This window comes from Streptomyces drozdowiczii, from assembly GCF_026167665.1.
Classification (GTDB): Bacteria; Actinomycetota; Actinomycetes; order Streptomycetales; family Streptomycetaceae; genus Streptomyces; species Streptomyces drozdowiczii_A.
The window spans coordinates 1,087,806-1,100,633 of the sequence record NZ_CP098740.1 but is presented as its reverse complement, the minus strand read 5'-3'; the positions used below and the strand labels follow the sequence as shown (position 1 = coordinate 1,100,633).

The window sequence follows — 12,828 nt, the reverse complement described above, 5'->3', positions numbered from 1 at the left end:
TCCTCCAAAGGAGTTCGTCGTTCCGCTGTTCTGTTAGGAAGCTTTCCTATCAGGCGCGAACGGTGGTCGTACACCCCTTCGACACGGGCGAGTTGAGGAACGTTACCCGGGCTAGGAGCTCTTGATCTCGTAGCTGTCGCCGTACACCTTCCAGGCCAGCGGCGGGTCCAGATCGAGGTTGCCCTCGTCCAGGAAGACCCGTTGCGCGGTCTCGACCCGGCTGGTGTCGCTGTGCGAGGGCTCCTCGCGGATCGCGTCGACCCGGGCGTCGAGGAAGGCGTCCAGATACGCGGTCTCGTCACCCCCGTCCGCGGGCGTCCTGGCCGCGTCGAGCGCCTGGCTCCGGATCGTGCGGAAACCGGTGGTGCCGTCCGCGTCGGCCTCGCCGTGCATGACGTACGCGTCGTAGTACGCGAACTGGCCCAGCGTGCCCAGCCCGTCCCGCTTCGCCTGCCGTACCGCCGGATCGAAGTACGACGCGTCCCGCTCGGCGTCCTGCGCCTCCCGGAACTTCGCGTCCTTCGCCGCCTCGGCCCAGGCTCGGGCGAACGGGGAGCCGAGCCCCGTGTGCGCGTCGCTGCCCTTCACCTTCCGCAGCGCGGGCAGGAACCGCTCCAGCGCGTTGCCCGGCCGGGACTTCGCGTACCGCTCCACGACCCGGAGCATGTCCCCGGTGCCGGAGCAGAAGCCGATGATGCCGCCCGTGTAGCCGCGCCCGTCCCCGATGTCCTCGATGTAGCCGTACTGCGCCTTCCAGTCCAGCGTGGAGTTCTCCGCGCTGGAGACCAGTTGCATGGCGATGTCCTTCTTCGCCGGGGCGGCCAGCCCGTCCGCCGCCCCCTTGCCGGAGGAGCCACCGGCCTGGGCGCAGCCGGTGAGCGTGGTGGCGGTCATCAGGAGGGCGGCGAAGGGGGTGACCAGGGCGCGCGTGGTGAGCTTCACCGGTCCAGCCTGCCAGGCCAGAGGCGTGATACCGGCGCATTCGGCGGTAGCGTCGGGGGCATGGATGATCAGTCTGTGGTGGATGTCGGCGACGTGCGGCTGGCGTACCGGACCTGGGGTGACCCGTTCGGGTCGCCCGTCGTACTGCTGCACGATCTCGGCGCGAGCGCGGCGAGCTGGGAAGCGGCCGGGAGCCTGCTGGGGCGGGAATGGCGGGTGTACGCAATCGACCTGCGCGGCCACGGGGAGAGCGACTGGCCCGACGAGTACGACCTGGAGCTGATGCGCGACGACGTGCTCGGCTTCCTGGACGAGTGCGAACTCGACCGGGCGGGCGTGGTCGGCCACGGCATGGGCGGGGTCGTCGCCCACCTCCTCGCGCAGGAGCACCCGGACCGGGTGGAGCGGCTGGTGCTGGTGGAGACCCCGCCGCCGTTCCCCGGGGCGGCGGGCCCGGCGGTCGAGCCGGACGGGCCCGCCGATTACGACGAGGCGGCGCTCGCCCCGGTGAACGGCGAGCTGGCGGACCCGGATCCGGCGTGGGCGCGGGGTCTCGGGGAGATCGTCGCGCCGACGCTGTTGCTCGCGGGCGGACCGACGAGCACGATGCCGCAGGGGCGGCTCCAGGACATGGCCTCGATGATCCCGGACTGCCACCTGGTCACGATGGGCGGCGGTCACCGCCCGCACGAGGCCGATCCGGAGCAGACGGCGCAGCGGATCACGGAGTTCTTCACGAGCTGAGGGGCGCGCGCTCCGGCGGCCCCGCCCCTCGTCAGCTCCCGGGCCGCCAGTCCGGCCGCCGTCCGCCCCGCGCCACCGCCCGGTCCAGCAGCGGCGCATCGTCGGCGACCGGAACCGGCGGACCGAACGGCGAGGGGTCGTCGCCCTGGTCCGCCAGCAGCGCGAGCGTGTTGCGCAGGTGGGCCTCCTCGGCGTCGAAGGGCTGCCCGGTCGCCTTCGCGAGGTCCCAGCCGTGCAGGACCAGCTCGTTGAGCGCGACCATCCCCGCCACCTGGCCGGGCAGGTCGATGCCGCCCGCCCTGGTCATGCCCTCCCAGGCGTCGGGGGAGCGCCAGGCGGCCACCATCCCGTCGAGCGCGGCGGGCAGCGTGGTCCGCCAGCCGGATGCGAGGACGCCGGACTCCACGTCGGGCGCCGAGTCGGTGACGGGCCCCGGCTCCTTGCGGGCGGCGTCGCGGAAGGCGACGGCCAAGCCCTCGATATGGGCGAGCAGGGCGCCCACGGTCACGCCGGGGCACGGTGTCACGGCCCCCAGCGCCCCGTCGTCCACGGCGTCGAGCTGCGCGGTGATCCGGCGCGCGGCCGGTTCCAGGTCGAGCGGTTGTGTGTCCATACCAGTGCAGACTGCCCGACCGCCGACGGCTCATCGGTCAGCGCACCACCTGCCCCCGCAGAATGATCCGCCGGGGGTGGTCCAGCGCCACCGGATCGGCGGTCGGATCGGTGTCGTACGCGACCAGGTCGGCCGGTGCCCCGTCCACCAGACCCGGCAGGCCGAGCCAGGCCCGCGCCGTCCAGGACGCCGCGCCGAGCGCCGCATCGGCCGGCAGCCCGGCCCTGAGCAGCCAGGACGCCTCGCTCGCGACGGTCCCGCAGGGGAACGAATCGGTGCCGGCCAGCACCGTGACGCCCGCCTCGTGGGCGGCCCGGACGTTGCCGAACATGGTCTCCCAGCCGGCCAGCCACAGATCGCGGCGCGCACTCGGCTCCCGGGCCCGCATCGCGTCCACGCCCTTGCCGAAGGCCGCCAGCGTCGGCACGAACGCCGTGCCCTGCGCCGCCATCCGGTCCAGCAGCCCGGGGTCCAGATGCATGCCGTGCTCCAGGCTGTCCGCCCCCGCGAGGACCGCGTTCCGCGTGCCCTCGGCGGTCTGGCAGTGCACCGCGACTTTGCCGCCCGCCGCGTGGACGGCCGCGACCACCTCGGTGAGCAGGGAGAGGGGCACCGGGGGCTCGTCCTGGCGCCAGTCCCCGACGACCTTGCACCAGCCGGAGGAGGCCGCCGACTCCTCCACGGCGGCCCGCACGAGCTGCGCCTCGGTCACGTCCCGGCCGAAGCCGGGGATGAACCTGCCGGGGGTGGCCAGCCACCGGCCCGCCGATGTGACCCGGGGCAGCTCCCGGTCCTCGTCCACCCAGGCCGGCATCCGCGCGGCCGTGCCCGGGGTGCGGACGGCGAGGACCCCGGCGTCCCGGTGCGCGCGCAGCTGTTCGCGCAGCAGCTCCTCGCTGAACGGCTCGCTGGTGTCGGTGGCCCCGGGGTGCGTGTGTACGTCGACGAGCCCGGGCAGCAGCCAGCCGCCGTCCACCACGGTCTCGGCGTGGCGCCCCGCGAATCCGCCCGGCGGGGCACCCTCGCGCAGCACCTCGCCGTCGATCCAGAAGGCCCGCTCCTCGCGTTCCGGCAGCACCACACCTCGTACGCACAGCATCCGCCGACGGTACGTCAGGCGCCGCGCGGACCAAGGGGCGGGGGCACACCGGCACATTGCGGAAGGTTCCGCTCCGTCGTTCCGTCGACCCTCTTGTCCGCGACCCCCGACCCGTGCGATACAGGTCTGGACCATTGCTCCCGGATGGAAGGCAAGACCGTGCGATCCCCCCACACGCATGCCGCGTTGGCCTGCTCCGCCGCCCTGCTCCTCGCCGCGCTGACGACCGCCTGTGGCTCCGAGGCCCACGCGGACACCAGCGAGCCGACCGCGCCGCGCGGGGTGACCGCGCAGGCGAGCAGCGCCACCTCCGCGCACGTCATGTGGGAGGCCGCCACCGACGACACGGCCGTCACCGGCTACGACGTCTACCGCGAGGGCAAGAAGGTCAAGTCGGTGGCCGCGAGCCGGGTGATGATCGACATCGACGGGCTCACCGCCTCCACCGCCTACACCTTCACCGTCCGGGCCCGCGACAAGGCCGGCAACCTCTCCGCGCCGAGCGCCGCCGCCTCCGTCACCACCCCCGCGCCGACCCCCGCCGACCACAAGCCCCCGACCCGGCCCGGCAAACCGCGCGGCAAGGCGGACGGCAGCCGCGCCGCCACCCTGTCCTGGGGCGGCTCCACGGACGACGTCGGCGTCACCGCGTACGACATCTACCAAGAGGGCTCCCGCATCCACAGCGTGCCCGGTACGCAGACCACCGCACGGCTCACCGGACTGCGCCCCGGCACCATCTACACCTTCACCGTGCGGGCCCGGGACGCGGCCGACACCTCGTCGCCGGACAGCGCGAGCCTCGACCTCACCACCGCGTCGGCCCCCGGCGCGCCCGCCTCCACCGCCCCGACCGACCTGCGGATCACCAACCGGGCCGAGGGCAAGGAGCACACCGTCGAGCTGGACTGGAAGCAGCCCGAGACGGGCGGCAAGATCCCCGCGTACCAGCTCTACATGAACGGCAGGCTGACCACCACGATCGTCTGGGGAGGCGAGCCGCCCGCCGGCCGGGCGCACTACGAACTGACCGTCAACGACCCCCGAGGCACCCGCTATGCGATGAAGCTCCGCGCCAAGCTGCCGGACGGCAAGTGGGGCGACTTCTCGGCCGCCCGCACGGTCGTGCTGGGCGACTAGGAGGGGACCCGGACCGTCTCGATCCACGACGGCGGCTGCGGCGCGTCCGGCCCGATGAGCGCGGCGACGAGCCGGCACGAGGGCGACTCGTCGGGCCACGGGGTGTGCCCGTCGGTGAGGACCACCACGATGCCGGGGCGCTCCGGGGCGGCCAGCGCCCGGGCGATGCCCACCCGCATGTCGGTGCCGCCGCCCCCGCCCAGCGCGACCTGGTCGGCGGAGGTCACCCGGGACACGGCGTGCACATCGGCGTCGCAGGCCAGCACGGCGACCCGGTTGCCCCGGATGCCCACCTCCCGCAGCACCCCGGTGACCTCGCCGAGCGCGGCGGCCAGTTCGTCGTCGCCCATCGAGCCCGAGGTGTCGACCACGACGGCCACCCGGGGCAGCGGGCGGCGCAGCGTCGGCAGGACGACACCGCGCAGGGCCGCGCCGCGCCGGGACGGGCGGCGGTAGGTGTAGTCCACCGCCCCGGAGGCCCAGGCCGCCGCCTCCCGTACCGCACCGGCCAGCGCCTGCCGCCAGTCCACCGTCGGTTCCAGGATTTCCTCGGCCCACCGCCGCCAGCCCGCCGGAAGGCTGCCCCGGGTGCGCTGATGGGCGCGCATCGACTCCGCCGTACGCCTCCGCAGCGCCTCCGCCTCCGTGGCGCCCAGCGGGGACGGCCCCTCCGAACCGGGCAGCTCCCACGGCTCGGGGCGGCCGTGTGCGCCGGAACCGCAGTTGTGCCGCGGCGGACCCGGCGGCAGCGCGGGCAGGTACGTCTCGAAGAGCTGACCGGACGGCAGCCCGAAGAGCCCCGGTTCCATCCGCCCCTCCGGCAGCGCCAGCCCGTCGCTGATCAGGTCGTCGTTGATCTCGCAGTCCTGGGCGACGTTGACCCGGTGCGCGTCGCGCTGGTCGGCCGCCGGGAGCCGGGCGGCCCGGCCGTGGTGGTCGCGCAGCAGATGCGCGACCTCGTGCACCCACACCCCGGCCAGCTCGGCGACCGGCGTCCGCTCCACGAAGTCGGGCGACACATAGCAGCGCCAGTGCCGGTCCACGCCCATGGTCGGCACCCGGTCGCTCGCCACCACCGACAGCGCGTACAACGCCGTGGCGAGATAGGGCCGTTCGCTCGCCGCCCGGTAACGCGCCGCCAGCAGCTTGGTGTGGTCCAGCGTGAGCCGCGCGGGTACGGACACGGCCTCAGGCGCTTCCCGGCAGCGCGCCGGAGAGCTGGAGGAGTTCCAGGAAGGCGTCGATGCCCTCCGGGACCGGCCAGTCGGTGTCCCGCATCGCCGCCAGGTCCATCGCCGCCCGGGCCGCCACATCCGGCACGCCCGCTGCGACGGCCTTCGCCAGCACCGCCCAGCCCGCCTCCCAGCGCGGGCGGGTCGGCTCGGCCTGCACGGCGGCCACCACCGCGATCAGGAACGCCAGTTGCCGGTCGCCGCGCTCGGGCAGCGCGAAGGCGTCCGGATCGGCCAGCACCCGGTCCGGGTCGGGAAGGTCCAGATTCTCCAGGTACGAAAGCAGCTCGATGCCCGCCCCGTCCCCGACGGCCCCCGTCAGGGCGGCGGCGACGGCGTCCCGGCCGGTGCCGGTCGCGTAGCCGGCGGCGAGCAGCCGCAGCGCCATGTCCCAGGTCCGGGGTGACGGCCAGGCCCTGCCCCGGCCCTCCGCGTCGGCGGGGAGGTGGTGCACCAGACCCGGGCGCGCGGTGAGGAACCCGGAGACCGCGCCCCGGGCCCTGGCCACCGCACCGGCGGTCCGGGCGGGATCGACCACGGGGACGGGCGCCTCGGGCCAGGTGCCGGCCATGCCGCGTGCCACGGTGCGCGGGTCGTGCGTCCAGTGCAGGTGCACGAAGCGGTTGGCGAGCGGGGGGCTCAGGTGCCAGCCGTCCGCCGCGCTGGACGGCGGATTGGCCGCGGCCACGATGCGTACGGCGTCGGGGAGGGTCAGGCTGCCCACCCGGCGTTCCAGGACGACGCGGAGGAGGGCGGCCTGCACGGCCGGGGGAGCGGAGGACAACTCGTCGAAGAACAGCAGCCCCTGGCCCTTCCGGGCGAGCCGGACCGCCCAGTCCGGCGGCGCCATCGGGACCCCGGTGGTGGCCGGGTCGTCCCCGACGACGGGCAGCCCCGCGAAGTCCGACGGCTCGTGCACGCTGGCGATGACGGTCTCCAGGCCGAGGCCGAGGCCCGCCGCGAGCTGTTCGAGCCCCGCCGACTTCCCGATGCCCGGCTCGCCCCAGAGCAGCACCGGCTGATTGGCGGTCACCGCCAGGGCCAGCGCTTCGAGCTGCGGGTTCGCCACGGTCTCGGTCCGGGTGGCGCGCAGCCGCCCGTTGAGCGCGTCGGCGGCGTCCAGGGGGTGCGGCGCCTGTGCGGGGATGCGGGGAGCGGCGGTGCTCACGCGTCGTCACCTTCCTCGTCGTCGTAGCCGTCGTCCTCCGCGTCCTCGTCCCACTCGTCCCACCACTCCGAGCCGGCGTCCGGGTGCTCCTTCAGCACCCGTTCCGCGAGGAACCGCAGATCGGTCCGCCGGTACTTGCGGATCATCTGCTCCAGCGAGAGCTCCGTCTGGTCGCTCACGTCGATCCGGGCGCCCGCGTCGAGCAGGTCCCGGACGAGCGCCGCCGTCCCGCGCCCCGACACGGCGGCGCTCAGCGGGGTGCGCTCGCGGTGGTCCCTGGCCTCCAGGTCGAGGCCGGCCGCCAGCAGCCGGGGGAGCAGCACGGTGTGGTCGAGCAGCGGCAGGACGTGGAGCAGCGTGTGTTTGCCGCCGTCCCGGACGCGCGGATCGACGCCCGCGTCCAGCAGCGCCACGACCCCCGCCGTGTCCCCGTGCTGGGCGCGCAGGAAGAGGTCGCGCCGCTGGGCGGCCAGCGCCCTGGGCAGCCGGCCCGTCCCGGTGAGGCAGGCGTGCTCGACGGCGAAGCAGCCGGTGACCGCCCCGCCGAACGCGCGCAGGGCGCTCTCGCGCTGCCGCTCCTGCGCGGTGTGCGGAGAGGTCAGCGTCCCGTCCCGGAAGCCGACCTCGTGCCACTCGCCCCGGCAGCGCACCCGGACCGGAGCGGGCGGCGTGACCCCGGGCGGCCCGAACGGCCCCTCGTGGTCCGGGAAGAGCGACCGGGCCACCAGGGGATGCAGGTCCGTGGGGGTCAGGACGCCGTCGGCCAGCAGCTCCAGGTCGGGCATCCTGCGCCAGACCGCCTCGGGCAGGAAGACCGCGCCGTCGGCCGCCTCGCGGTTGACGAGCCTGATCCGCAGCCGGCCGCCGAGGCCGGGGCCGGTGAAGTCGAGCCGGACCCGCGCCCGCCAGTCCTGGCCGATCTGGAACACCTCCGCCCCGACGAGCTCCGCGAACCGGCGCACCTCCGCCTCCAGCCGGGGCACGTCCAGCGCGAGACCGGCCACGATCGTCTCCGGGGTGGTCCGGTAGTACGAGGGCATCTCCGGCGGCGTCGGGTCCCACTCGATCCCGGCCGCCGCCAGCGCGTCGGCGATCCGCTCGTCCGCGTACAGCAGATGGATCCATTCGGCGCGGGCCACCGGGTCGCCGCTGCCCGGGTCCTCGTCCGGCGGCAGCAGGTCCGCCGGGAGCGGGGTGCCGTCGGCCGCGAGGAACGGCAGCCGGTCCGCGCCGCCGGCCCGTGCGCGCAGCCCACCGGCCTCGCTCGCGCGCCACAGGTGCCCGAGCGACCGCCAGTCGTCGGTGAGTCCGTACCCGGCCCGGCGCTTCGGCGGGCCGAAGCGGAGCGGGAGGCGCTGGGGGCCGTCGACCATGGCCGGGGTGGACAGCTGGAGATAGGCGCCGGGCGCGGAGCCGTAGCCCGCGAGGAGGACGGTCCGGTCGGTCGCCAGGGTCGAGCGGCCCGCCAGGATCCGGGGCAGGTGCCAGCGCACCAGGTCCGGCACCAGGTCCCGGAGGTCGGCGAGGAGGGCTTCGGCGGTCTCGGGGCCGTACCGGGCGGAGACCTTGTCCGGGTCGATGCGCACCTCGAAGCCGGCCGCCGCGCAGGCCCCGCGCCAGTCGCCGGCCTCCCGCAGCGCGGCCGACTCCTCGATGACGGCCCGTGGCACGGCGTAGCGGCGGACCTGGCGCCAGCTCGCCGCCTGCTCCGACGACAGGAACAGAGCGGTGTCCCGCCGGCTCATCGGTACAGGCTCCTGACCGCGCGCAGATCGGCGTGGGCCCCGCCGTCCGGGCGCAGCAGCGTCGCGAAGGAACGCTTCACCCGGCGCGGCAGCCCGGGGCCCAGGCCCACGTACTCCAGCCGGGACCCGGGGGCGACGGCGGCGAGCAGGGTCTTCGCCCCGCGCCCGGTCAGCCCGGTGTGGCTGAGTTCGAGGCGGCGCAGCGGGCTGCCGGGCAGCGCCTCGGCCAGCGCGTGCGCCCCGAGGTCCCCGGTGGCGTTGGGCGGGGCGCCCAGGGAGCGTTCCGAGGGCGGCCGGCCCAGGTCGAGCGCCTCGATCCCGTCGAGCGCACCGGCCAGGGCGCGGGCTCCCTCGGGCCCGATGCCGTTGCCGCCCAGGCCGAGCCGGATGGGGCGGGACGGGTCGGCGGCGCCCGCGAGGACGGCGGCGCCCTTGTCGCCGAGGTGGTTGGACGGCAGGTACAGCTCCCGCACCCCGGCGTCCAGGATCAGCCGGGCGAGCAGCGGCGCGGCGTCGGCGCCCAGCCCGTTGCCGCCGAGGAAGAGCCGCTCGACGGGGCGCGGCCGGGTGCTCAGGACGTCCAGCAGGGCGGCGAGTCCGTCGGCCGTGACCCCGGTGTTGACCAGGTCGAGGGTGCGCAGCGCGGTGTTGCGCCGGAGCATCGGGACCAGGGCGCGGACCCCCGCGTCGCCGAGGGGGTTGCGCTTGAGCCAGAGGGCCCGGACGGTGGCGTCGTCGGCCAGGGCGGCGGCGAGGGCGGCGGTCCCTTCGGCGCCGATGCGGTTGCAGCCGAGGTAGAGGGTGTGCAGCCCGTGGTCGGCCCCGGCCGTCGCCGCCGCCACGGCTCTCGCGCCCTCGTCGCCCAGGGAGTTGGTGCCGAGCAGGACGTGGGTGGCGTGCGGGGAGCGGGCGACGGCGGGCATGACCCGGGCGGCGCCGGCCGCGCCGAGCCCCTGCTTGCAGAGGTCGACGCGTCCGTCGGCGCGCAGCGCGCCCAGCGGGAACGCCTCGTCGGCCGCGACGGGCTCCTGCGCCGCCAGCCGGTCGAGCAGCGGGCCCAGCGACGCCGGGTCGGCGAGGGGCAGGTCCGGATGTTCGATGGCCGGACAGCGCACCGGTGTCGGCTGCGTCATCTCTTACCCCCGCGTCTGAGAAAAGGTGGCAAGGCCGGTCGGATTCGAACCGACGTCCTCCAGCTTGCAGCTAGGGCGCGACGACCTCTGCGCTACAGCCTTGCCGTCGGTGATCCTAACCATGGCGGCGATCAATTCGCACACCTGCACCACCAGTTGCGCGGGCACCGGCGGTGGCGCCCGGCCCCCGGGCAGTTCGCGGAGGAGGCCGGCACCCGGGGCTACGCGAACCTCATCGGCGCCTGTCCGGCGATGACGGTCCATCACGACGAACAGTCCGTCTCCACGTACGGCTACACCGGCAGCCAGTGGTGGTCGTTCGACGACACCTGTCCATCGGCAGGAAGACCGACTACGTGAAGGACAAGGGGCTGCTGAAGTAGCCCCTCACTGGTTGATTTCCCTCAAATCGAGACTTACCGCCCATAGCGGTAGGCTGGTCGCGGCGGTGCCCCCCGTGGCACCGCCGTGCCTCACCACCGGACCCCGCTACGGGTCCGGCCCCAGCCGTTCGATGCGCGGGAGGAAACCATGACCAGCCCCGAGCAGGACCCGAACCAGCAGGAAGGCCCCGCGGACGGCGGCGCGGCGGGCACGCCGGGCGTCCACGACGGCGGCGCCGACGGAGGGGCCGAGGGCCCCGCGGACGGCGGCGCGGCCGGTACGCCGGGCGTGCAGGACGGCGGTGCGGACGGCGGGGCCGAGGGCCCGGCCGACGGCGGCGCGGCCGGTACGCCGGGCGTCCACGACGGTGGCGCGGACGGTGGCGCCGAGGGCCCGGCCGACGGCGGCGCCGCGGGCACCCCGGGCGTCCAGGACGGCGGGGCCGACGGCGGCGCGGACCGTTCTTGAGCACAACCCCGACCGGCACCCAGGACCCCCCGGCCGCGACGGCGGCCCCCGGGGTCCTGGAGTCGCGCCTGACACCAGGCACGAGCCTGGACACGTTCGCCCGCGACTTCTGGGGCCGCGAGGCCCTGCTCACCCGCCGGGCCGGTGACTTCTCCGACCTCTTCCCGGCCGCCGCCGTGGACGAACTCGTCTCCCGGCGCGGACTGCGTACGCCGTTCCTCCGCGTCGCCAAGAACGGCGCCACGCTGCCCGACGCCTCGTTCACCTCGCCCGCCGGGGTCGGCGCCACCATCGGCGACCAGGCCGACGACACCGCGCTGTGGCGGGAGTTCGCCGACGGCGCCACGCTCGTCCTGCAAGCGCTCCACCGCACCTGGGCCCCGGTCGGCGACCTCACCGCCGTGCTCGGCGCCGAACTCGGCCACCCGGTGCAGGCCAACGCCTACGTCACCCCGCCGCAGAACCGCGGCTTCGACGCCCACTACGACGTCCACGACGTCTTCGTGCTCCAGACCGAGGGCACCAAGCGCTGGATCGTCCACCGCCCCGTGCACCCCGACCCGCTGCGCGACCAGCCCTGGACCGACCACCGCGACGCCGTCGCCGAGGCCGCCGCGGCCGAGCCGTATCTCGACACCGTGCTCGCACCGGGCGACGTCCTCTACCTGCCGCGCGGCTGGCTGCACGCCGCCGAGGCGCAGGGCGAGGTCTCCGTCCACCTGACGCTCGGCGTCCACACCTGGACCCGGTACGCCCTCGCCGAACAGCTGATGCGCGCCGCGCTTGCGGAGCTGCGCGACGACCCCTGGATGCGCGCCTCCCTGCCGCTGGGCGTGGCCGGCCCGGACGAGGAGGCCGCTCCGGTACGCGAACGACTCGCCGCGGCCCTCACCGGCGCCGACCCCGCCCCGCACTTCCACCGCACCCGGCGCGCCCAGGCCCGCCCCGCACCGCTCGGCCCACTCGCCCAGCTCGACGCAGTCAACGGACTCGCCCCCGGCACCCCGGTCCGCCTCCGGGGCGCGCTGGAAGCCCGCCTGGAGGGCCGTCGCCTGGTCACCCGGGTCGGCTGGCTGGACTTCCCGGAGGCCGATCTGCCGGCCCTGGCCCGCCTGCTCGCCGGTGAGGTGCGCACGGCCGGCGACCTCGGCCTCGCCTGCGCGGGGAGGCTGCTGCGCGCCGGTGTCGTCGTCCCGGCCGCCCGGTGAGCGCGGAACGCCTCCGGTGACGGCGGAACGCTTCTTCTGCGCCGACGCCGCCCGGGCCCGCGGCGACGCGCTCCCCGGCACCGCCCCGTACGGCCTGGTCTGGGTCCTCGTCGAACACCACGCGCCCTGGCCCGCCAACGGCTACGACGGCCTCGCGCTGGACCCCGTGACGAAGTCCCTGCTCTACGAGGCGGCGCGGGCGGTGCGCGCCCGCATCCTCCTGATCCGCCGCCACGGCCGCCGCCCCGAGGACGCGGGCCCCCGGCGCTGGGCCGTCCTGCGCTACGACGGCACCGGCGCGCACCGCCAGACGTGGGGGACCTGGGAGCGCGACGAGGACCTGGCCCTCGCCGCCGCCGCGCTCGGCGCGCCCGGGGAGCCCGGACACCCGCCGGTCGTCCTCGTCTGCGCCCACGGCCGGCACGACACCTGCTGCGCCCTGCGCGGACGTCCGGCGGCCCGCGCGCTGGCCGAGCGGTGGCCGGACCCGGTGTGGGAGTGCACCCATGTGGGCGGCGACCGCTTCGCCGCCAACGTGCTCATCGCCCCCGACGGCGTCTACTACGGCGGCCTGGACGCCGCTTCGTCCGTCGCGGTGGTCGAACAGCACCTCGCCGACCGCGTCCACGCCACCCACCTGCGCGGCTACACCGACCTCTTCCCGGCCCAGCAGGCGGCCGTCGCGGCGGTGCTCGCCCGCTTCGGCCCGGCGGGCCGCCACGACTACACGGTCACCGGCACCTCCCGGGCCGGCCAGGACTGGCTGATCCGCCTCACCGGCCCCCGCCCCACGCGACGGCGTACGACGTGGAGGTCACCGCTCACCGCGCCCCACCGCACCAGCTGACCTGCAACGGCCCGGCGACGAGCGCGGCCATGGTCCACGAGGTCACCGCGATCCGCGTCGCCTGAACGCGGAAACCCCGCCCCCGGACGCGTACGCCAGGGAGGC

At 75.6% G+C, this 12,828-nt stretch carries 11 protein-coding genes, 1 tRNA gene and 2 pseudogenes; 6 read left to right on the top strand and 8 right to left on the bottom strand.

Annotated elements, in window-relative coordinates; genetic code table 11:
* Positions 1-111: 111 nt before the first annotated feature.
* Positions 112-942 carry a chitosanase gene (locus NEH16_RS04930; RefSeq protein ID WP_265539543.1) on the bottom strand — a complete coding sequence of 277 codons (831 nt, stop codon included), beginning with the start codon at positions 940-942 and terminating at the stop codon, positions 112-114.
* A 60-nt stretch (positions 943-1,002) separates the two neighbouring features.
* Between NEH16_RS04930 and NEH16_RS04925 the strand changes: the two genes are divergently transcribed.
* Entirely contained in the window at positions 1,003-1,686 is a 684-nt protein-coding gene (locus NEH16_RS04925; RefSeq protein WP_265539541.1) for an alpha/beta fold hydrolase, read from the top strand.
* Between the two features lie 31 nt (positions 1,687-1,717).
* Here NEH16_RS04925 and NEH16_RS04920 read toward each other — a convergent pair whose 3' ends face one another.
* Together NEH16_RS04920 and NEH16_RS04915 are read right to left on the bottom strand one after the other, a co-directional pair.
* Positions 1,718-2,299: a TIGR03086 family metal-binding protein gene (locus NEH16_RS04920; protein ID WP_265539539.1), complete on the bottom strand. Its 582-nt coding sequence runs from the start codon at positions 2,297-2,299 to the stop codon at positions 1,718-1,720.
* 37 nt (positions 2,300-2,336) lie between these two features.
* Positions 2,337-3,398 (bottom strand): amidohydrolase family protein, encoded by a 1,062-nt coding sequence (locus tag NEH16_RS04915; RefSeq protein ID WP_265539537.1) that lies wholly within the window; start codon positions 3,396-3,398, stop codon positions 2,337-2,339.
* A gap of 144 nt (positions 3,399-3,542) precedes the next feature.
* On the opposite strand from NEH16_RS04915, the gene NEH16_RS04910 reads away from it, so the two are divergent.
* Positions 3,543-4,538 (top strand): fibronectin type III domain-containing protein, encoded by a 996-nt coding sequence (locus NEH16_RS04910; protein ID WP_265539535.1) that lies wholly within the window; start codon positions 3,543-3,545, stop codon positions 4,536-4,538.
* On the opposite strand, the gene NEH16_RS04905 is transcribed toward NEH16_RS04910, so the two are convergent.
* The 5 genes from NEH16_RS04905 to NEH16_RS04885 all read right to left on the bottom strand — a co-directional run bounded on the left by NEH16_RS04905 (position 4,535) and on the right by NEH16_RS04885 (position 9,918).
* On the bottom strand, positions 4,535-5,722 hold the full coding sequence (locus tag NEH16_RS04905; RefSeq protein WP_265539533.1) for a vWA domain-containing protein: 1,188 nt from the start codon (positions 5,720-5,722) through the stop codon (positions 4,535-4,537). The genes NEH16_RS04910 and NEH16_RS04905 overlap by 4 nt on opposite strands.
* Positions 5,723-5,726: 4 nt before the next feature.
* Positions 5,727-6,938 carry an AAA family ATPase gene (locus tag NEH16_RS04900; RefSeq protein WP_265539531.1) on the bottom strand — a complete coding sequence of 404 codons (1,212 nt, stop codon included), beginning with the start codon at positions 6,936-6,938 and terminating at the stop codon, positions 5,727-5,729.
* Positions 6,935-8,683, bottom strand: a complete 1,749-nt coding sequence (locus NEH16_RS04895) for an ankyrin repeat domain-containing protein (RefSeq protein ID WP_265539529.1) — start codon at positions 8,681-8,683, stop codon at positions 6,935-6,937. The genes NEH16_RS04900 and NEH16_RS04895 overlap by 4 nt, the downstream gene beginning before the upstream one ends.
* Positions 8,680-9,816, bottom strand: coding sequence for a gala protein (locus tag NEH16_RS04890; RefSeq protein WP_265539527.1), 1,137 nt, complete (start codon positions 9,814-9,816; stop codon positions 8,680-8,682). The genes NEH16_RS04895 and NEH16_RS04890 overlap by 4 nt, the downstream gene beginning before the upstream one ends.
* A 26-nt stretch (positions 9,817-9,842) precedes the next feature.
* Positions 9,843-9,918 (bottom strand) — tRNA-Cys (locus NEH16_RS04885).
* An 81-nt stretch (positions 9,919-9,999) separates the two neighbouring features.
* Here NEH16_RS04885 and NEH16_RS04880 point away from each other — a divergent pair.
* The 4 genes and pseudogenes from NEH16_RS04880 to NEH16_RS04865 form a co-directional block, all read left to right on the top strand.
* Positions 10,000-10,193, top strand: a pseudogene (locus NEH16_RS04880) (glycosyl hydrolase family 18 protein); the annotation flags it as partial.
* Positions 10,194-10,347: 154 nt separating this feature from the next.
* A complete protein-coding gene (locus NEH16_RS04875; RefSeq protein ID WP_265539525.1) occupies positions 10,348-10,668 on the top strand; it encodes a hypothetical protein in 321 nt (106 codons plus the stop codon).
* On the top strand, positions 10,665-11,876 hold the full coding sequence (locus NEH16_RS04870; protein WP_265539523.1) for a cupin domain-containing protein: 1,212 nt from the start codon (positions 10,665-10,667) through the stop codon (positions 11,874-11,876). Before NEH16_RS04875 ends, NEH16_RS04870 begins: the two co-directional genes overlap by 4 nt.
* A 16-nt stretch (positions 11,877-11,892) precedes the next feature.
* Positions 11,893-12,788: pseudogene (locus NEH16_RS04865) on the top strand (sucrase ferredoxin).
* Positions 12,789-12,828 lie beyond the last annotated feature (40 nt).

Bases quoted from the DNA above. Each gene is read 5' to 3' on its own strand.
- NEH16_RS04915 (WP_265539537.1), bottom strand. From the start codon at position 3,398: ATGCTGTGCGTACGAGGTGTGGTGCTGCCGGAACGCGAGGAGCGGGCC.
- NEH16_RS04920 (WP_265539539.1), bottom strand. From the start codon at position 2,299: ATGGACACACAACCGCTCGACCTGGAACCGGCCGCGCGCCGGATCACC.
- NEH16_RS04895 (WP_265539529.1), bottom strand. From the start codon at position 8,683: ATGAGCCGGCGGGACACCGCTCTGTTCCTGTCGTCGGAGCAGGCGGCG.
- NEH16_RS04925 (WP_265539541.1), top strand. From the start codon at position 1,003: ATGGATGATCAGTCTGTGGTGGATGTCGGCGACGTGCGGCTGGCGTAC.
- NEH16_RS04890 (WP_265539527.1), bottom strand. From the start codon at position 9,816: ATGACGCAGCCGACACCGGTGCGCTGTCCGGCCATCGAACATCCGGAC.
- NEH16_RS04875 (WP_265539525.1), top strand. From the start codon at position 10,348: ATGACCAGCCCCGAGCAGGACCCGAACCAGCAGGAAGGCCCCGCGGAC.
- NEH16_RS04910 (WP_265539535.1), top strand. From the start codon at position 3,543: ATGGAAGGCAAGACCGTGCGATCCCCCCACACGCATGCCGCGTTGGCC.